Source organism: Mesorhizobium sp. M0074 (genome assembly GCF_040322975.1).
Classification (GTDB): Bacteria; Pseudomonadota; Alphaproteobacteria; order Rhizobiales; family Rhizobiaceae; genus Mesorhizobium.
Genome location: NZ_JAMYUM010000006.1, coordinates 171,729 through 189,168 on the forward strand (window position 1 = coordinate 171,729; position 17,440 = coordinate 189,168).

Here is a 17,440-nt window from a genome sequence, read left to right on the forward strand (position 1 = left end):
CGGAGCAGCCGATGACTGCGGCGACAATACAAAGAAACAGGCCGTCGGGCTTCAGGATCAGCAAGCGGGTGCTGCCCTATCTCCTCAGCCTGCCGGCTCTGCTGGTCTGCATCGGCATCCTGATCCCGTTCCTGACGTCGGTGGTCTATTCGTTCCAGCGCTACCGGTTGAGCCAACCCTGGGCGCGGCAGTTCAACTGGGGCGACAACTATATCTCCTTCTTCACCGACCCGAAGTTCTGGAACACGCTGGAGATCTCGCTGCTCTACGCCGGCATCACCGTTGTGCTTGAACTGCTTCTCGGTCTCGGCATCGCCATGCTGCTGCAAAAGCGCTCGACGCTGAACAACTTCATCTCGATCATGCTGCTGATGCCGCTGATGACGGCGCCGGCGCTCGCCGCGCTGATGTGGAAGCTGATGACCAATCCCGGTTTCGGCGTGCTCAGCTATCTCGCCAGCCTGATCGGGTTGCAGGATTTCCGCTGGGCCTCGTCTCCGTCGACGGCGCTGCTCACCGTCGTGCTCGTCGACATTTGGGTCTACACGCCCTTCATCATGATCCTGCTGCTTGCAGGCCTGCGCAGCCTGCCGACGCAGCCCTTCGAGGCGGCAGCACTCGACGGCGTGCCACGCAGCTTCGTCTTCTTCCGCATCACACTGCCGATGCTGACCCCCTACATCCTGACGGCGACCCTGTTCCGCCTGCTTGATTCCATCCAGCAGTTCGACATCATCTACGCCATGACGCAGGGCGGTCCGGGCGACACGCTGACCGTGTTCCAGGTCGAGGCCTATCTCAATTTCTTCCAGTCGACCAATGTCGGCCGCTCGGCGGCACTGATGATCATCCTGTGGGCGATCACCTATTTCCTCTCGAACATTTTCATCAAGAACTGGCTGCGGCTGCGCGAACGCGCCCGCGGCCAGGCATAGGAGGCTGGCGTGGAACACACCTCGCTTCTCGAACGCATCCTGCGCGGCATTGCCCTGGCGCTGGTCGTGATCTTCTTCATGTTCCCGATCGTCTGGATCCTGATGATGTCGTTCCAGACCAACGAGACAATCCTGCGGATTCCGCCGCAGCTTGTCTTCGAGCCGACGCTCGCCAACTACACTGCCTTGATCACCGGCAAGCTGATGACGGCGGCCGGCACGCTCGACATCGCCTTCATGCGCAACCTCTGGAATTCCGTCTTCCTGTCGGTCACCTCGGTTGCCGTCGCGTTGCTGCTCGGCGTTCCGGCGGCCTACGCCTTTGCGCGGCACAAATTCCGCGGCTCGGAGGACATTGCCTTTACGCTGCTGTCGTTCCGGTTTGCGCCGGCGCTGCTGGTGCTCCTGCCGCTCACCCTCTATTTCCAGAAGCTCGGGCTGGCCAACACCTATATCGGGCTGATCTGGGTCTATCAGCTGATCTGCCTGCCGTTGATCCTGTGGATCGTGCGCGGCTATTTCGAGGACATTCCCGCCGACATCGAATACGCCTACCGCATCGCCGGACATTCCTGGTTTGCCACCTTCCGCAAGATCGCGCTGCCGCTCGCCGGCCCAGGCATTGCCGCTGCCGGTCTGCTCGCCTTCATCTTTGCCTGGAACAACTTCGTCTTTGCGCTGGTGCTCGCCTCGGCCGACAAGCAGCCGGTGACGGTCGGCGCGCTTGCCTTCATCACCTCCTCGGGCATCCAGTATGGCCAGATCTCGGCGGCGATCGTGCTGTCGATCACGCCAACGCTGGCGCTCGCGCTCTATGCGCAACGCTATCTCGTCGAAGGCCTGTCGCTTGGCGCGGTGAAAGGATAGTCCGATGGCAAGCCTCGAACTGCGAAACATCGTCAAGCGCTATAAAAGCCAGACTGTTCTCGACAATCTGTCGCTAACCGTCGCCGACGGCGAAACGCTGGTCCTGTTCGGGCCGTCCGGCGCCGGCAAGACCGTGCTGCTGCGGCTGGTGGCCGGCGTCATCGACCCCGACGAGGGAAAGATACTCATCGGCGGCGAGGACATGACCGATCTCGACGCCGAGTTCCGCGGCGTCGGCATGGCATTTCAGAACTTCGCGCTGTTCCCGCATATGACGGCGTTCGATAACATTGCGACGCCGCTGCAGGCGAAGCACTCATCGCAAGGCACGATAAAGACCGGCGTCGAGAGCGTCGCCAAGCTGTTGAAAATCGGCCATGTGCTCAGCCACAAGCCACGGGCGCTGTCCAACGGCCAGAAGCAACGCACCGCACTTGCCCGCGCCCTGGTCGGCTCGCCGCCGCTGCTGCTGCTCGATGATCCCTTGCGCAACGTCGATGCCAAATTGCGCTTCGAAATGCGGCTGGAATTGCCAAGACTGCTGGCGGATCGTGGCGCGACCGTCATCTACGTCACCCAGGACTACAAGGAAGCGATGGCGCTCGGCGACCGCATCGCGGTGATGTCGCAGGGCGTCGTCAAACAGCTCGGCACGCCCGAGCAGATCTATCGCGAGCCGGCCAATGTCGAGATTGCCCGGCTGTTCGGCGACCCGACCATCAACCTTCTGGACGTCAAGCCGGCGCGGGACGCCAAGGGCATCTATGTCGGCCTGTCCAACGTCCAGGTCCATCTCGCCGGCGCGCATGAGGCGGCGGTCGGCCGCGACTGCGTGATCGGGCTGCGGCCGGAGGCGCTGGCGTTTGTCGATGAACGCACGCCCGGCGCCATCCCGGTGACGGTCGAGGCCGAGACGCCGCTCAACGAGAAGATCGTCACGCTGGTGCGCACCGTGCGCGGCCGTGAAATCCTGGTTTCGCGTCCTTCCGGGACACCGGGCCAATCCGAGGGCAAGGTCTACATCGCCGTCGACAGCAAAAGCGCCCTGCTGTTCGATCGCACAAGCGGCGAGCGCATCGGCTCGAAAAACGTCGTCAATTTGCGCAGCGGAGAAGCGGCATGAGCCCGACCGCAATCACCATTTCGGGCGTCGACAAGTTCTACGGTCCGATCGACCGTGGCGTACACGCCGTCAAGAACCTGACGATGGAAATCGCCAAGGGCGAGATCGTGGCGCTGCTCGGCTCGTCCGGCTGCGGCAAGACCTCGACATTGCGCATGATCGCAGGCTTCGAAGAGGTCTCGCGCGGCAGCATCTCGGTTGCCGGCCGCAAGGTGCACATGCTGCCGCCGGTCAGGCGCAACGTCGCAATGGCCTTCGAGGGCTATTCGCTCTACCCGCCGCTGACCGTGCGCGAGAACATGGCCTTCGCCCTCAAGGCCGCCAGGCTGGCGAAGAGTGCGGTCGATGCAAAGGTTGCCAACATCGCCAAGCTGCTCGAGATCGAGGACATTCTCGAGCGCTATCCGAGCTCGATCTCCGGCGGCCAGCAGCAGCGCGCCAGCCTCGGCCGGGCGCTGATCCGCGAGGCCGACCTGCATCTGCTGGACGAGCCGATGGGCCAGCTCGAGCCGCAGCTTCGCGCCGTGCTGCGCGGCCGCATCAAGCACTTCATCAAGGAGCGCGGCCTGACCGCGATTCTGGTCACCCACGACCAGACCGAGGCCAATGCGCTGGCCGACCGCATCGCCGTTATGGAGGGCGGCGTGCTGCAGCAGTTCGATACGCCTGACAGGCTCAAGGAGCGGCCGGCAAACCTGTTCACCGGCACCTTCGTCGGCGAGCCGCCGATGAATGTCTTCGAGGCCTATGTCGGCACGGCTGCCGGCAAGATCAGTCTCAAGCTGCCCGACGGGCTTTCGCTCGACTACGACAAGGATGCGTTCAGCGGCCCGGTTCGCGACGAATTGCTCAACCGGCAGCGCGTCGTCATCGGCGTCAGGCCCTATGCGGTCCGCCGCTCGAAGGATGGTGTGCCGGCGACGGTTTCGGCCAATCAATGGCTCGGCGACCAGACCCATATCGCCGCCGATTTCGCCGGCGGTTCGCTGGTCCTGGTCGAACATGACCGAACCCGCTTGGAGCTTGGCGCGCCGATCAAGATCAGCATCGATCCGAAAAACCTTCACGTCTTCGATCAGGCGAGCGGCAATGCCATTTCGCACGGCACGGAGCTTGCTTGATGCAGGATGTGCTGATCGGCATCGACGCCGGCACGTCTGTCATAAAATCCGTCGCCTTTGACACGGCGGGCAGGCAGATCGCGTCCGCCGCGCTGCCCAATAAATACGAGACACTGCCGGGCGGTGGCGCCGAGCAGGACCTGACACGCACCTGGGCCGATACCGCGACGACCTTGCGCGAGCTTGCCGACAAGGTGCCGGATCTCGCCAGCCGGACCATTGCCATCGCCGTGACCGGGCAGGGCGACGGTACCTGGCTGATCGACAAGGATGGCGAGCCGGTTGCCAAGGGCTGGCTGTGGCTCGACGCGCGCGCTGCCGCGGTCGTCGAGGAGATCCGCGCGCGGCCGGAGGACCGGCTGCGCTTCGAAAAGACCGGCAGCGGGCTCGCTGCCTGCCAGCAGGGATCGCAGTTCGTGTTCATGAAGCGCCACATGCCCGCGATGCTTGTCAATGCAGCGACGGCGTTCCACTGCAAGGACTGGCTCTATTTCAAGTTGACCGGCCATCGCGCCACCGACCCGTCCGAGGGCACCTTCACCTTCGGCGACTTCCGCACGCGCGGCTATTGCGATGATGTGCTCGAGGTACTCGGCGTCACCGATCTCCGGCATCTGTTGCCGCCCATCGTCGATGGCACCAGGCAAAGCACCTCGCTGTCGGTGGCAGCAGCCGATGCGACTGGCCTGCTCGCCGGCACACCGGTCGTTCTGGCCTATGTCGATGTCGCCTGCACGGCGCTCGGCGCCGGCCTGTTCGATCGCGAACGCAAGCCGGGATGCTCGATCATCGGCTCCACCGGAATGCATATGCGGCTTGCCGAAACGCCGGACGAGGTTCTGCTCAACGAGGCTGCAACCGGCTACACGATGACGATGCCGGCACCCGGCGTCTTTGCGCAGATGCAGTCGAACATGGCGGCAACGCTCAATATCGACTGGGTCCTTGGCCTCGCCTCCGGCATTCTCGCCTCGCAAGGTATTACGCGGACCAATGGCGAGATGATCGCGCTGGTCGACCAGTGGATATCGTCGTCCGAGCCAGGCTCGCTGCTCTACCAGCCCTATGTCTCGGAGGCCGGCGAGCGCGGCCCGTTCGTCGATGCCAATGCCAGGGCCGGCTTCATCGGCATTTCGTCCAGGCACGGCTATGCCGACATGGTCCGCGCGGTGTTCGAGGGGCTGGCTTTCGCGGCACGCGATTGCTACGCCGCCATGGGGCCACTGCCCAAGGAAATCCGCCTGACCGGCGGAGCGGCCAGGAGCCCGGCTCTGCGCAAGATCCTGGGTGCTGCGGTCGGCGCCGACATTCGCACCAGCGAGCGCGAGGAGGCCGGTGCTGCGGGCGCCGCAATGATTGCTGCGGTCTGCGTCGGCCAGTACGCATCGATGGACGATTGCGTCAGTGAATGGGTCACGCCTTTGCTCCGTGCGGCCGAGCCCAGCGACCGGAAACTTGCCGGTGCCTATGAGGCGATGGCTCCGTCCTACACATTGGCGCATGAGGCGCTGCGGCCGGTCTGGCGTTCGATGGCCGCGTCCAGGCAAACCGACGTGAATTGAGAAGAGCATGCCCAAGAAAATTGCGATCATCGGCGACCGCTTCATGCTTCCGGAAGTGTTTCGCGAGAAAATCGAGGCGGCCTGCGGCGACAACCTCGACATCCGCAGCATTGAGACCGCTTGGCCCGACGAGCCGATGCAATTCGGCAATGCCGCGCTTGGTCTGGACAAGGTCAAGGAGTATTTCGGCGATCCCGACGAGGTGGTGGATTTCATCGGCGACGCCGAAATCTTCGTCACCCAGCTTGCGCCGCTCTCCGAAAGCATGATGCAGCGCCTGCCCACGCTCAAGCTGGTTGCGGTCTCGCGCGGCGGACCGATCAACATCGACATGGCCGCCGCCAAGGCCCACGGCATCACCGTGGTCAATGTGCCCGGCCGCAACGCCAGCGCCGTGGCCGAGTTCACCATCGGCGCCATTCTCGCTGAAACGCGGCTGATCCGCGTCGGTCACGAAGCCTTGCGCAAGGGCGAATGGCGCGGCGATCTCTACCGCGCCGATCGCACCGGCCGCGAGCTCAACGAAATGACCGTCGGCGTCATCGGCTACGGCAATATCGGCACCAGGCTGGTTCGCCTGCTGCGCGCCTTCGGCTGCCGCATCCTGGTTTGCGATCCCTATGTGCAATTGAGCGCCGAGGACCGCAATGCCGGCGTCGAACTGGTTGCGCTGGACGATCTGCTGTCGCGCTCCGATGTGGTCACGCTGCATTCCCGGGTCACCGAGGAGACGCGCGGCCTGATCGGCAAGAACGCCATCGCCCGGATGAAACCCGGCGTAATCTTCGTCAATACCGCGCGCGGACCGCTGGTCGACTACGATGCGCTCTACGAGGCGCTCGTCTCGGGGCAGATCGGCAGCGCTATGCTGGAGACGTTCGCCGTCGAGCCGGTGCCTGCCGACTGGCCGCTGTTGCAACTGCCGAACGTGACGCTGACGCCGCATATCGCCGGCGCGTCGGTACGCACCGTGACCTACGCGGCCGAGCAGGCGGCCGAGGAAGTGCGCCGCTTCATCGCCGGTCTGCCGCCGGTCAACCCATGCTGACGGTGGGGCCTAAGGTGAGATGAGCAGTGACAGCGAAATCGTCGATCTCTTCGTCATCGGCGGCGGTGTCAATGGCGCCGGCATTGCGCGCGATGCAGCAGGCCGGGGGCTGTCGGTCATCCTCTGCGAAAAAGACGACCTCGCCGAGGGCACCAGTTCGCGATCGGGAAAGCTCGTCCATGGCGGTTTGCGGTACCTCGAATATTACGAGTTCCGCCTGGTGCGCGAGGCGCTGATCGAGCGCGAGGTGCTGCTGGAATCGGCGCCGCACATCATCTGGCCGATGCGCTTCGTGCTGCCACACAGCCCCGATGACCGGCCGGCCTGGCTGGTCCGGCTCGGCCTGTTCCTCTACGACCATCTTGGCGGCCGCAAGCGGCTGCCGGCCACGCGTACGCTCGACCTGCGCACCGCGCCCGAAGGCGCGCCGATCAAGGACGCCTTCAAGCGCGGCTTCGAATATTCCGACTGTTGGGTCGACGACGCTCGCCTGGTCGTCATCGACGCGCTCGACGCCGCTGAGCGCGGAGCCAGGATATTCACCCGCACCGCCTGCATAGCCGCCCGTCGCGAAAACGGCCTGTGGTCGGTGGAGATGCGCGACGGTCGAACCGGCGTCAGGACCACAGTCCGGGCACGGGCGCTGATCAACGCCGCCGGACCCTGGGTCAACGACGTCATCAACCGCGTCGCCGGCCAGAATTCCAGGCGCAACGTGCGCCTGGTCAAGGGCAGCCACATCGTTGTGCCGAAATTCTGGGAAGGGCGGCAGGCCTATCTGGTCCAAAACAGCGACAAGCGCGTGATCTTCATCAATCCCTACCAGAACGATCTGGCGCTGATCGGTACCACCGACATTCCCTATGACGGGCGGCCGGAAGACGTGACCGCCGATGCGAGCGAGATCGATTACCTGATCAAGGCAGTCAATCGCTACTTCAAGCGCCAGCTCGCACGAAGCGATGTCGTCTACTCGTTTTCCGGCGTCAGGCCGCTCTATGACGACAATGCCGACAATCCGAGCGCGGTGACCCGCGATTACATATTCGAACTCGACGCACCGGCTGGGCAGGCGCCGCTGCTTTCGGTCTTCGGCGGCAAGATCACCACCTTCCGCAAATTGGCCGAGCACGCGCTCGACCGTATCGCCCCGTTCTTTCCGAAAATGGGCAAGCCGTGGACCTCGAAAGGGCACCTGCCGGGCGGCGATATCGCCAATGCCGATTTCGAGCAGTTTCTGGGCGACCTCGGCCATGAATTTCCCTGGATGCCGGCATCGCTGGTCAAGCATTACGGCAGGCTCTACGGCACAAGGACGCGCGATCTGGTCGGCGCGGCCACCTCGCTCGCCGAACTGGGCCGGCGCTTCGGCAAGGATTTTTTCGAGCGCGAAGCCAATTACCTGTTCGAGCATGAATGGGCCGAGACCGCCGCCGATGTCCTCGAACGGCGCACCAAGCACGGCCTGCATCTGTCCGCCGCGGAAAGAGAAGCCTTCGAGGACTGGTGCTCGAGCCGGCTGGCAAAGGCCGGCTGATGGCCTTTACGCTTTCGCTCAACACCAATCCGCTGGTCAACCGCTTTGCCGAGCCGGACGACCTGATCGATACGATCGCCTACGACATCGGCATCCGCGACGTGCAGCTCACGCATGAATTCGTCAATCCCGGCTGGCCGGCGGCGACGATCTCGAAATTCCTCCGCCTGTTTCGCACCGCGCTCAACCGCACCGGTGTGCGCGTGACCTCCGCGATGACCGGCCCTTACGGCCGGCTCAATCATTTCGGCCATCCCGATGCCGACGTGCGGCGCTACTACGTCGACTGGTTCAAGACCTTTTCAGAAGTTTCGGCCGAGCTCGGCGCCGCGGGCATGGGCACGCAATTCGCGATCTTCACCCACCGGGATTACGACAATCCTGAGCGTCGCGCGCGGCTTTTCGACATCGCGCTGGAATGCTGGCGCGAGGTCGCCGAGCATGCCAAAACAGCCGGCTTGACCTACCTGTTCTGGGAGCCGATGTCGGTCGGCCGCGAATTCGGCCATACGATCGAAAGCTGCCGGGCACTGCAGCGCGAGATCGAAGCGGCCGGCATGGCCGTCCCGCTCAAGATGATGGTCGACATCGACCATGGCGACGTGACCTCGAGCAATCCGGCGGACACCGACCCTTATGCCTGGGCCGAAGCCTTTCCCAGGCAATCGCCGATCATCCACGTCAAGCAGTCGTCGATGAACAAGGGCGGCCATTGGCCGTTCACTGCGACCTACAACAACGACGGCCGTATCACGCCGGAAAAGCTCCTTCAGACGGTGCGTCGCGGCGGCGGCGTCGACAACGAGATCTGCCTCGAATTGTCGTTCCGCGAGCGCGAGCCCGTCGACCACCAGGTCATCGCCATGATCCGCGAGTCGGTCGACTACTGGGCACCATTTATCGAGACCGGCAGGGCCGATCTCTTGCCGCGAGCATGATCGGATGAGCAGGAGCTGAGGCAGCTCCTGCTCAGAACCGGAATACGTCAGCCAAATTTCGGATCGAGGCTTCCGGACTTGTAGCGCTTGGCCATTTCCGACAGCGGCAGCGGCTTGATCTTCGGTGCGTTGCCGGCGGTGCCGAATTGCTCGAAGCGCTCCTTGCACAGCTTCCGCATCGCGGCCATTGCCGGTGTCAGATATTTGCGCGGATCGAATTCGCTCGGGTTCTCGGTCAGCACCTTGCGGATTGCGCCGGTCAGCGCCATGCGGTTGTCGGTATCGATATTGATCTTGCGCACCCCGTGCTTGATGCCGCGCTGGATCTCTTCGACCGGCACGCCCCATGTCGGCTTCATCTGGCCGCCATATTTGTTGATGATCTCCTGCAACTCCTCTGGCACCGAGGACGAGCCGTGCATGACGAGATGCATACTCGGCAGACGGCGGTGGATTTCCTCGATGACGTTCATGGCCAGTACAGCGCCGTCCGGCTTGCGGCTGAACTTGTAGGCGCCGTGGCTGGTGCCCATGGCGACGGCCAGCGCATCGACACGGGTGTCGCGCACGAATTGTTCGGCCTGCACCGGGTCGGTCAGCAGCTGGTCGTGGCTGATGACGCCCTCGACGCCATGGCCGTCTTCCTGCTCGCCGCCGCCCATCTCAAGCGATCCAAGGACGCCGATCTCGCCTTCCACCGCGACGCCGCCCCAATGCGCCATGTCGACGACGCGGCGGGTGATGCCGGAATTATAGGCGTAGTCGGCCGGCGTCTTGCCGTCTTCCTTCAGCGATCCGTCCATCATCACCGAAGTGAAGCCGTGCTGGATCGCGGTGACGCAAGTGGCTTCGTTGTTGCCATGGTCGAGATGCATGCAGACCGGGATATCGGGATGGATTTCGACCAGCGCGTCGATCAGCTTGGCTAGCACCACGTCGTTGGCGTAGGCTCGCGCGCCGCGGCTGGCCTGCAGGATAACCGGCGATTTGGTCTCCTCGGCTGCCTCCATGATGGCGAGGCCCTGTTCCATATTGTTCATGTTGAAGGCAGGCACGCCATAGCCGTATTCGGCGGCATGATCGAGCAATTGTCTCAGTGTGATGCGAGCCACTCAGTAGTCTCCCGTATCCGGTTTCGAGCCAGTGTTTGCGGGCCGTTCGGTTGTCGTCGAGCCCCTGATGCTTCTGGCCGGATTTCCGCGGCACCGCAACCGCTGGGCGCTCGGCCGGCAGCAATTCTTGTTACAGGACGCGACCAGAAGCGTCATGACATCCCATAGAGATATAACATTATCACAAAAAATTGGTGGCTTGTGCAACGTTTGCTGTTATATCTCGGAACCGGATTGCACGAGGAAGCCGCGGAAATGAAGAGCGACGGCCGTCGGCAAGGCATCATGGATTTTCTGATGGACATCGGCACCGCCAGTGTCGACGATCTTGCCTCACGCTTCGGCGTGTCAAAGATGACTGTCCACCGCGACCTCGACGAGCTCGAGGAAAGCGGCTTCCTGCGCAAGGTGCGCGGCGGCGCCTCGATCCAGCCGAGCAGCCTTTTCGAGAGCGATTTCCGCTACCGCCAGCGGCTGGCCGGCGACGAGAAGAAGCGCATCGCCGCCGCTGCCGTGACGATGATCGAACCGGGTCAGACGGTGATCATCGACGACGGCTCAACCGCGGGCGGCGTTGCTCGGCAGCTTGCCGATCTGCGTCCGCTGACGGTGATCTCGAACAATCTGGCTGTCATCCAGGATTTGGCGGGCGTTGCCGGCATCAACCTGATTGCGCTCGGCGGCCAATACAACAAGAAGTTTCACGGCTTCTTCGGCCTGCTCGCCGAGGACACGCTGAAATCATTGCGCGCCGATGTCGCGTTCATGTCGTCATCGGCCATCCATGGTGCCTCTGCCTTTCACCAGGATCAGGAAGTGGTCCAGACCAAACGGCTGATGATGGCCGCAGCAGCGCGCAAATATCTGCTGGTCGATCATGGGAAATTCGGCCGCACTGCCTTGCACTTCCTGACAGATCTCAAGGCCTTTGACACGGTCTTCACCGGCCGCGAGCCGCAGCCGCAGATGCGCGCCGCGCTGGATGGTGCCGGCGTTTCGCTGACAGTGATCGCAGAATAGGAGGGCACGTATGGTTTATTGGGTCGGCACCAGCTGGAAAATGAACAAGACGCTCGCCGAGGCGTTGGCTTTCGCCGAGGCGCTGGCGGAGTTCGTCCCCGGTTTCGACGAGCGCATCCAGCCTTTCGTCATCCCGCCCTTCACGGCGATCCGCGAGGTCAAGAAAGCGCTGTCGCCGACGCGCATCAAGGTCGGCGCGCAGAACATGCATTGGGCCGACGCCGGTGCCTGGACCGGCGAGATCTCGCCGGCCATGCTGAAAGACTGCGGGCTCGACATGGTCGAGCTCGGCCACAGCGAACGGCGCGAGCATTTCGGCGAGACCGACAAGGCTGTCGGGCTGAAGACTGCGGCGGCGGTGAAGCACGGTCTCGTGCCACTCATCTGCGTCGGCGAGACCTTGGCTCAACGCGACAGCGGGCAGGCCGCTGCGGTGCTGGCCTTGCAGGTGCACGGCGCGCTGCAGTTTCTCGAAGGCGCGGCGAAGGCGGCGACGATCCTGTTTGCCTATGAGCCCGTCTGGGCGATCGGCGACAAGGGCGTGCCGGCCAGTTCGGACTATGCCGACAGGCAGCAGGCGCTAATCAAGAAAATCGCACGCGACCTGCTGCCGGTGGTGCCGCCGGTGCTTTATGGCGGCAGCGTCAATCCGCAAAATGCCGCCGAACTGGTCGGCCAGCCCAACATCGACGGCTTGTTCATCGGCCGCTCGGCCTGGCAGGCGGACGGCTATATCGACATCCTCAAGCGCGCCTCGGCGGCGATCTGAATCATCAAACAGGAAGGAAACGGAACATGAAAATTGCCATTGGAGCTGATAGCGCCGGCAAGCCGCTGCTCGACGTCATTGCCGCTCACCTCGCTACCAAGCCCGGCCTCACGGTTAGCGACCTCAGCCAGTCGGGCTACTATGCCGACCTGTCACAGAAGCTCGCGCAGACCATCCTGGACGGCGAAAACGATCGCGGCATCCTGTTTTGCGGCACCGGCATCGGCGTATCCATATCCGCCAACAAGGTGCCCGGCATTCGCGCCGCACTCACCCACGACACCTATTCGGCCGAGCGCGCGGCAAAATCCAACAACGCCCAGATCATCACCATGGGCGCCCGGGTTATCGGCCCGGAACTGGCCAAGTCGATCGTCGATGCATGGCTTGCATCGGAATTCGATGAGAAGGGACCATCGGCCGGCAATGTCCAGGCGATCGACAGGCTCGACGCGGCGAAGCGGGGTTAAGCCAGACTGTTCCACATCGCTCTGATGATCGTCACGGCCGATGCGGCGCCGGGGTCCATATGCCCGAGCGAGCGCTCGCCGAGCCGCGATGAGCGGCCCTTGGCGGCGATCATGTCCTTGGTCGCCTCGGCACCTCGTTCAGCCGCTGCAAGTGCAGCCTCCAGGCTCTCGGACAGGCTCTTGCCGGCTTCCTGCGCGGCACCCGCTGCTTGCGCCGCCGGCAGCCAGGCGTCGACCATGGTCTTTTCGCCGAGCTCGGCCTTGCCGCGATCCTGGATGCCTTGCGCCATCGCCCGGAGCATGGCGATGATGTCAGCGTCCTCCAGAATTGCCTTGCCTTTGACGGCGGCGGCACCGCGCATGAAGGCGGTCGCATAGAGCGGGCCTGACGAGGCGCCCACCGCGTTGAGGAAGGATTTCGCCGCAGTGTTGAGCAGCGCCGTCGGCTCGGTCGCCGCGAGGTCGAGTTGCGCTAGTGCATCGCGCGCAGCAGTGAAGCCTAGTGCCATGGCGATGCCATGGTCGGCGTCGCCGATGACGCCGTCGAGTTGGCAGAGCCTGTCCTTGTCGGCGTCGATCGTCGCCGCGATCTCATCGAACATTCTTTTCAAGCCGACTGAATCGATCGAGGTCATGATGCTTTCTCAGCCGGCGCGGAACATGGCGCAGTCGCAAGGATGGTCGAGCATCGCCTGCAACTCGCCGTCGAGATGCATCAGCGTCACCGAGGCGCCGGCCATTTCGAGAGAGGTGCAGTAATTGCCGACCCAGGTCGCGTGGACGGAAACGCCGATCTCGTCGAGCCTCTGCTTGACCCGCCGGTTCATGATGTAGAGTTCCATCAGCGGCGTCGAGCCGAGCGAATTGACCAGAACGGCGACCTTATCGCCGCGCGCCGGCGCCATCTCGTCGAGGACCTTGTCCAGCATTTCGTCGGTGATCTCGTCGGCCGTTTTCAACTTTCCGCGCGCGATGCCTGGCTCGCCATGGATGCCCATGCCGATCTCCATCTCGTCCGGTCCGATCTCGAAATTGGGCCGGCGGGTCTGCGGCAGCGAGCAGGGCGACAGCGCCACGCCCATGGTGAAGGTGTGATCGTTGGCCTTCCTGGCGATACGCTCGCATTCATCGAATGACAGCATCTGGTCGCATGCGGCACCGGCGGCCTTGAAGATGAAGAAATTGCCGGCGACGCCGCGCCGCTTCTGCCTCTGGTCGCGCGGCGCCGAGGCGACATCGTCGGTGGTCAGCACGGTGCGCACCTCGATGTCGTCCATTGCCGCCATTTCGGCGGCCATGTCGAAGTTCATCACGTCGCCGGCATAGTTGCCGTACATGAACAGCACGCCGGCGCCACCGCTGGCCGCCTTGGCGCATTCGAGGATCGGGTCCGGCGGCGGCGAAGCGAAGACATTGCCGATCGCGGCGGCGTCGGCCAGCCCCTTGCCGACGAAGCCGAGGAAGGTCGGCTCATGGCCCGAGCCGCCGCCGATGACAAGGCCGACCTTGTCTGGGCGCGGTCCGTCGCGGGCGATAATGGCGCGCGGACTGCCGTCCGCGCTTCTGAGGTGGCGCGGATGCGCGGCCAGAATACCCTCCAGCATCTCGTCGACGGAGCGATTGCCGTCATTGATGATCTTCTTGGTCTGCACCGGCATCCTCCTGCTTCGTGAGATACTACAGCGCCTTACCGGGATTTCCACCCGGCGGTGGAGGTTTCACGCCGCGATGTGTTCGCGTGCTGCCAGCAGTTGCACGCAGGCACTGGCCGCCTCTTTGCCCTTGACCTTGAAATGTTCGAAGAAGAAGCGGTGATGGTCCGCGCTGTCATGGTAGTTGTGCGGCGTCAGCACCGCCGAAAGCACCGGCACGCCAGTCGACAATTGCACATTCATCATGCCGTCGATGACCGCGCTTGCAACAAACTCGTGCCGGTAGATGCCGCCATTGACGACGAACGCGGCGCCGAGGATAGCGGCATAGCGGCCGGTCACGGCAAGCGTCTTTGCATGCAGGGGAATCTCATAAGCGCCAGGCACATCGAAGACATCGACGGCAAAGCGTTTCTCTCCGAGAACCGCCAGTTCCGCCTCGAATGCTTCAACGCATTGGTCGACGATATCGGCATGCCAACGCGCGCGAATGACGGCAACGCGGATCGTTTCATAGTCGTTGTGGGAATGCTGATTCATGGGTCCATCCTTCCGTTTCGAACCAGAATCAGGACGCACGATACGGAGTCCGAACCGCGAAAGCGGACCGTCTTCCATTTCGTTCTCTTCCATCCGGACTGTGACCGTCGGCTCCGGAATCACACCGGATCTGCTGACCCCTCCGGCTAACCGGAGAGCGCTCGCGGGCTTGGGCCGAGACCCTTACCGCCGGTGGGGACTTTCACCCCGCCCTGAGAACATTGACGGCGTTTGTATGGAAGGGCCGGAAAGCGCTGTCAACCACCGGCGTCGTCGTCGATGGCGCAGAAATAGCGATCCGTTTCGACCTGGTCACCGTTGAGGGCGAGGGAGGAGAGCGTCAAATGGCGATCACCGGTAAGGCAGGCAGCACCTTGTCCAAGGTGATGGGAAATTCACGCACTCGCACGCCGGCCGCGTTGTAAACGGCGTTGGCGACAGCAGCCCCCGCACCGCACACGCCGAGCTCGCCGAGACCCTTTGCGCCAAGCGGGTTGGCCTTGTCGTCGTCTTCCTCGAGGAAGGCGACCTCCATATCGGGGACATCGCCATTGACCGGCACATGATACTCGGCAAGATCGTGATTGACGAAATGGCCGTAGCGCGGGTCGAGCACCGTCTGCTCCATCAGCGCTGCACCGATCCCCCAGGTCATGCCGCCGATGATTTGCGAGCGCGCGGTCTTGGCGTTGAGGATACGGCCCGCGCCGATCACAGCCAGCATCCGGCGCATGCGGATTTCACCGGTATCGCAATCGACAGCGACCTCTGCGAAATGCGCGCCATAGGAATGCTGCGAATAGGTCTTGTATGACTGGGTGGTGGCGCCCGCGGCTACGGAGCCTTCGGCTTCGAGCCCGTCGGGAGAGATCCCTCGGATAAGATCGGCCAGGCTCGCCGATCGCTGGCCGACCCTGACCTCGCCGTCGGCAAAGCTTGCCTCGGTGGCGTTCGCGCCGCGCAACGGCGAGGCTTCGTTCGACTGCGCCGCCTCCAAGATCTGTTTCTTGAGGACGTTGCACGCATTATACAAGGCCGAACCCGCGCTTGCTGCGCCCCAGGACCCGCCGGAGCCGGCGGTACGCGGGAAGCGGCTGTCGCCGAGCTCCACCTTGACGGACGAGATCGGCAGGCCGAGGCTCTCGGCGGCAATCTGGGTCAGGATCGTATAGGTGCCGGTCCCAATATCGGTCATGTCGAGCCGCGCCGTCACCCGACCGTCCCGGTCGATCGCAACCCGCGCCGTCGCCGCGCCGATATAGTTCGGACGGATCGCCGCCGCCATGCCGTGGCCGATAAGCTTGCGGCCCTCCCGAGTTCGGCCCGGTGTCGGGTTTCTCCGCTCCCAGCCGAAACGGCGGGCGCCTTCCTCCATGCAGGCGACGAGATTGCGGGTGGAGAACGGCACGCCGCGCTCGGGATCCTGTGCCGGTTCGTTGCGGATCCTGAGTTCGATCGGGTCCAGACCGGCGCGCTCGGCGAGCTCATCCATGGCGCATTCGAAAGCCAGCATGCCGGGCGCTTCGCCGGGAGAGCGCATCCATTCGCCGCGGTTGATGTCCAGCGGAACCAGGCGATGGCGGGTGAGACGGTTCGGCGCCGCGTAGAGCGAGCGCGCAAAAACTGCCGTTTGTTCGCAGTACTCCTCGAAGCTGGACGTTGCGGACCAGACATCGTGTGCGATCCCGGTGAGCCGCCCGTCAGTGTCCGCGCCGAGACGTACCTGTTGGACCATCTCTGCGCGATGACCGGCATTGGCGAACATCTGTTGTCGCGTCAGCGCGATCTTCACGGGGCGCTGCAGCACCTGCGCTGCAAGTGCGGCCAGGATCGTGTCGGCATGGGCAATCAGCTTGGAGCCGAAGCCTCCGCCGATGAAGGGGCTGACGATGCGCACTCGCTCGAGCGGGATGCGAAGCGTGCTGGCGACCCCGGCCCGGAAGTTCGCGAGGGTCTGCGCCGATGTACGGATCGTCAGCTCGTTGCCTGACCAGGCAGCAAGCGTCGCATGCGGCTCCATCGGATTGTGATGTTCGAAGGGGGTCCCGTAAGTGGAATCGATCTTGATCGGCGCCGTCGCAAAGGCGCGCTCGAAGTCGCCGACCACGCTGTCGGTCTCGAAGCCGGCATTGGTCCGCTTTGGCGCGTAGGCGTCGGCGATATATCCCGGTAGATCGTAGAGGCCCGGCTCCTCGTCGTAGCGTACTCTGATGAGGCCCGCAGCAGCGCGTGCAGCCTCGAACGTCTCCGCAACGACCAGCGCGACCGGCTCGTCGTAATACCGTACCCGATCGCTGTTGAGCGCGGGCCGGGGGCGCGTGAAGACCTCCGGCACCGTTGGCGTGACCGTTGGGCCGAAATCCGGCTGGGCCGGCGCATTCCGGTGCGTCATGACGAGCAGCACTGCCGGCGCCCGTTCGGCTTCGGCCGTGTCGATCTCGGCGATGCGGCCCTTGGCGACGGAGGCGCCGAGAATGTAGCCATAGGCTGTACCATCCAGCTCATTCTCGTAAGCGTATGTGGCGCCGCCCGTCACTTTGAGCGGACCGTCGATGCGGTCGATCGGCCGCCCGATGATGCCAACATCGGCACGAGGTTTCACCCTTGAATGGGTGGCGGAGCCGGGCAGTCCGGGTATGGTCTCGTTCATAAGTCACCTAAAGATTTTTCATCTGGAGTTCGGAAGCATCGAGGCCGCGACGACGCCGCTTCCTCGCACCTTTATGTTCGTCGCGCGGCGGCCGGA

The 17,440-nt window shown here is 63.7% G+C and carries 16 protein-coding genes and 1 riboswitch; of the genes, 11 read left to right on the forward strand and 5 right to left on the reverse strand.

All coding sequences use genetic code 11. The features are described from left to right. The first annotated feature begins 11 nt into the window (after positions 1-11). Genes NKJ73_RS10815 through NKJ73_RS10850 form a run of 8 tightly spaced genes read left to right on the forward strand, consistent with a single transcriptional unit; the run spans position 12 to position 9,131 of the window. Complete coding sequence (locus NKJ73_RS10815) at positions 12-935, forward strand: carbohydrate ABC transporter permease (protein WP_352452414.1); 924 nt, start codon at positions 12-14, stop codon at positions 933-935. A gap of 9 nt (positions 936-944) precedes the next feature. After that, positions 945-1,802, forward strand: a complete 858-nt coding sequence (locus tag NKJ73_RS10820) for a carbohydrate ABC transporter permease (RefSeq protein WP_023676025.1) — start codon at positions 945-947, stop codon at positions 1,800-1,802. A 4-nt stretch (positions 1,803-1,806) separates the two neighbouring features. Continuing rightward, positions 1,807-2,925, forward strand: coding sequence for an ABC transporter ATP-binding protein (locus NKJ73_RS10825; RefSeq protein ID WP_023676024.1), 1,119 nt, complete (start codon positions 1,807-1,809; stop codon positions 2,923-2,925). Beyond that, on the forward strand, positions 2,922-4,046 hold the full coding sequence (locus NKJ73_RS10830) for an ABC transporter ATP-binding protein (protein WP_352569337.1): 1,125 nt from the start codon (positions 2,922-2,924) through the stop codon (positions 4,044-4,046). The genes NKJ73_RS10825 and NKJ73_RS10830 overlap by 4 nt, the downstream gene beginning before the upstream one ends. After that, entirely contained in the window at positions 4,046-5,608 is a 1,563-nt protein-coding gene (locus NKJ73_RS10835) for an FGGY-family carbohydrate kinase (RefSeq protein ID WP_352569338.1), read from the forward strand. The genes NKJ73_RS10830 and NKJ73_RS10835 overlap by 1 nt, the downstream gene beginning before the upstream one ends. A gap of 7 nt (positions 5,609-5,615) precedes the next feature. Further along, complete coding sequence (locus tag NKJ73_RS10840) at positions 5,616-6,656, forward strand: 2-hydroxyacid dehydrogenase (protein ID WP_352569340.1); 1,041 nt, start codon at positions 5,616-5,618, stop codon at positions 6,654-6,656. A gap of 19 nt (positions 6,657-6,675) precedes the next feature. Next, positions 6,676-8,193, forward strand: a complete 1,518-nt coding sequence (locus tag NKJ73_RS10845; protein WP_352569341.1) for a glycerol-3-phosphate dehydrogenase — start codon at positions 6,676-6,678, stop codon at positions 8,191-8,193. Then, complete coding sequence (locus NKJ73_RS10850) at positions 8,193-9,131, forward strand: sugar phosphate isomerase/epimerase family protein (RefSeq protein ID WP_352569446.1); 939 nt, start codon at positions 8,193-8,195, stop codon at positions 9,129-9,131. The genes NKJ73_RS10845 and NKJ73_RS10850 overlap by 1 nt, the downstream gene beginning before the upstream one ends. Positions 9,132-9,178: 47 nt before the next feature. Here the strand turns inward: NKJ73_RS10850 and fba are convergent, their stop codons facing one another. Continuing rightward, a complete protein-coding gene (gene fba, locus NKJ73_RS10855) occupies positions 9,179-10,243 on the reverse strand; it encodes a class II fructose-bisphosphate aldolase (protein ID WP_352569342.1) in 1,065 nt (354 codons plus the stop codon). A gap of 255 nt (positions 10,244-10,498) precedes the next feature. Between fba and NKJ73_RS10860 the strand changes: the two genes are divergently transcribed. From NKJ73_RS10860 to derI, 3 genes are read left to right on the forward strand one after another with little or no spacing between them, the layout of a single operon-like run. Continuing rightward, on the forward strand, positions 10,499-11,263 hold the full coding sequence (locus tag NKJ73_RS10860; RefSeq protein ID WP_352569343.1) for a DeoR/GlpR family DNA-binding transcription regulator: 765 nt from the start codon (positions 10,499-10,501) through the stop codon (positions 11,261-11,263). 10 nt (positions 11,264-11,273) lie between these two features. Further along, complete coding sequence (locus NKJ73_RS10865; RefSeq protein WP_352569344.1) at positions 11,274-12,032, forward strand: triose-phosphate isomerase; 759 nt, start codon at positions 11,274-11,276, stop codon at positions 12,030-12,032. Between the two features lie 26 nt (positions 12,033-12,058). Then, on the forward strand, positions 12,059-12,502 hold the full coding sequence (gene derI, locus NKJ73_RS10870; protein ID WP_023676015.1) for a D-erythrulose-4-phosphate isomerase: 444 nt from the start codon (positions 12,059-12,061) through the stop codon (positions 12,500-12,502). Here derI and dhaL read toward each other — a convergent pair. The 4 genes from dhaL to NKJ73_RS10890 all read right to left on the reverse strand — a co-directional run bounded on the left by dhaL (position 12,499) and on the right by NKJ73_RS10890 (position 17,344). Next, entirely contained in the window at positions 12,499-13,137 is a 639-nt protein-coding gene (gene dhaL, locus NKJ73_RS10875) for a dihydroxyacetone kinase subunit DhaL (protein WP_352569345.1), read from the reverse strand. The two genes, derI and dhaL, sit on opposite strands and share 4 nt — an antisense overlap. A gap of 9 nt (positions 13,138-13,146) precedes the next feature. Continuing rightward, positions 13,147-14,154 carry a dihydroxyacetone kinase subunit DhaK gene (locus tag NKJ73_RS10880; protein ID WP_352569347.1) on the reverse strand — a complete coding sequence of 336 codons (1,008 nt, stop codon included), beginning with the start codon at positions 14,152-14,154 and terminating at the stop codon, positions 13,147-13,149. Positions 14,155-14,220: 66 nt separating this feature from the next. Further along, positions 14,221-14,694: a 6,7-dimethyl-8-ribityllumazine synthase gene (locus NKJ73_RS10885; RefSeq protein WP_023676012.1), complete on the reverse strand. Its 474-nt coding sequence runs from the start codon at positions 14,692-14,694 to the stop codon at positions 14,221-14,223. Between the two features lie 77 nt (positions 14,695-14,771). Beyond that, a riboswitch (FMN riboswitch) is annotated at positions 14,772-14,918 on the reverse strand. Between the two features lie 116 nt (positions 14,919-15,034). After that, on the reverse strand, positions 15,035-17,344 hold the full coding sequence (locus tag NKJ73_RS10890) for a xanthine dehydrogenase family protein molybdopterin-binding subunit (RefSeq protein ID WP_352569348.1): 2,310 nt from the start codon (positions 17,342-17,344) through the stop codon (positions 15,035-15,037). Between the last annotated feature and the right edge of the window lie 96 nt (positions 17,345-17,440).

Coding starts and splice junctions, on each gene's coding strand:
- NKJ73_RS10835 (WP_352569338.1), top strand. CDS start 4,046: ATGCAGGATGTGCTGATCGGCATCGACGCCGGCACGTCTGTCATAAAA.
- NKJ73_RS10840 (WP_352569340.1), top strand. CDS start 5,616: ATGCCCAAGAAAATTGCGATCATCGGCGACCGCTTCATGCTTCCGGAA.
- NKJ73_RS10885 (WP_023676012.1), bottom strand. CDS start 14,694: ATGAATCAGCATTCCCACAACGACTATGAAACGATCCGCGTTGCCGTC.
- NKJ73_RS10890 (WP_352569348.1), bottom strand. CDS start 17,344: ATGAACGAGACCATACCCGGACTGCCCGGCTCCGCCACCCATTCAAGG.
- NKJ73_RS10850 (WP_352569446.1), top strand. CDS start 8,193: ATGGCCTTTACGCTTTCGCTCAACACCAATCCGCTGGTCAACCGCTTT.
- NKJ73_RS10815 (WP_352452414.1), top strand. CDS start 12: ATGACTGCGGCGACAATACAAAGAAACAGGCCGTCGGGCTTCAGGATC.
- NKJ73_RS10825 (WP_023676024.1), top strand. CDS start 1,807: ATGGCAAGCCTCGAACTGCGAAACATCGTCAAGCGCTATAAAAGCCAG.
- dhaL (WP_352569345.1), bottom strand. CDS start 13,137: ATGACCTCGATCGATTCAGTCGGCTTGAAAAGAATGTTCGATGAGATC.
- NKJ73_RS10860 (WP_352569343.1), top strand. CDS start 10,499: ATGAAGAGCGACGGCCGTCGGCAAGGCATCATGGATTTTCTGATGGAC.
- NKJ73_RS10845 (WP_352569341.1), top strand. CDS start 6,676: ATGAGCAGTGACAGCGAAATCGTCGATCTCTTCGTCATCGGCGGCGGT.
- NKJ73_RS10865 (WP_352569344.1), top strand. CDS start 11,274: ATGGTTTATTGGGTCGGCACCAGCTGGAAAATGAACAAGACGCTCGCC.
- NKJ73_RS10830 (WP_352569337.1), top strand. CDS start 2,922: ATGAGCCCGACCGCAATCACCATTTCGGGCGTCGACAAGTTCTACGGT.
- derI (WP_023676015.1), top strand. CDS start 12,059: ATGAAAATTGCCATTGGAGCTGATAGCGCCGGCAAGCCGCTGCTCGAC.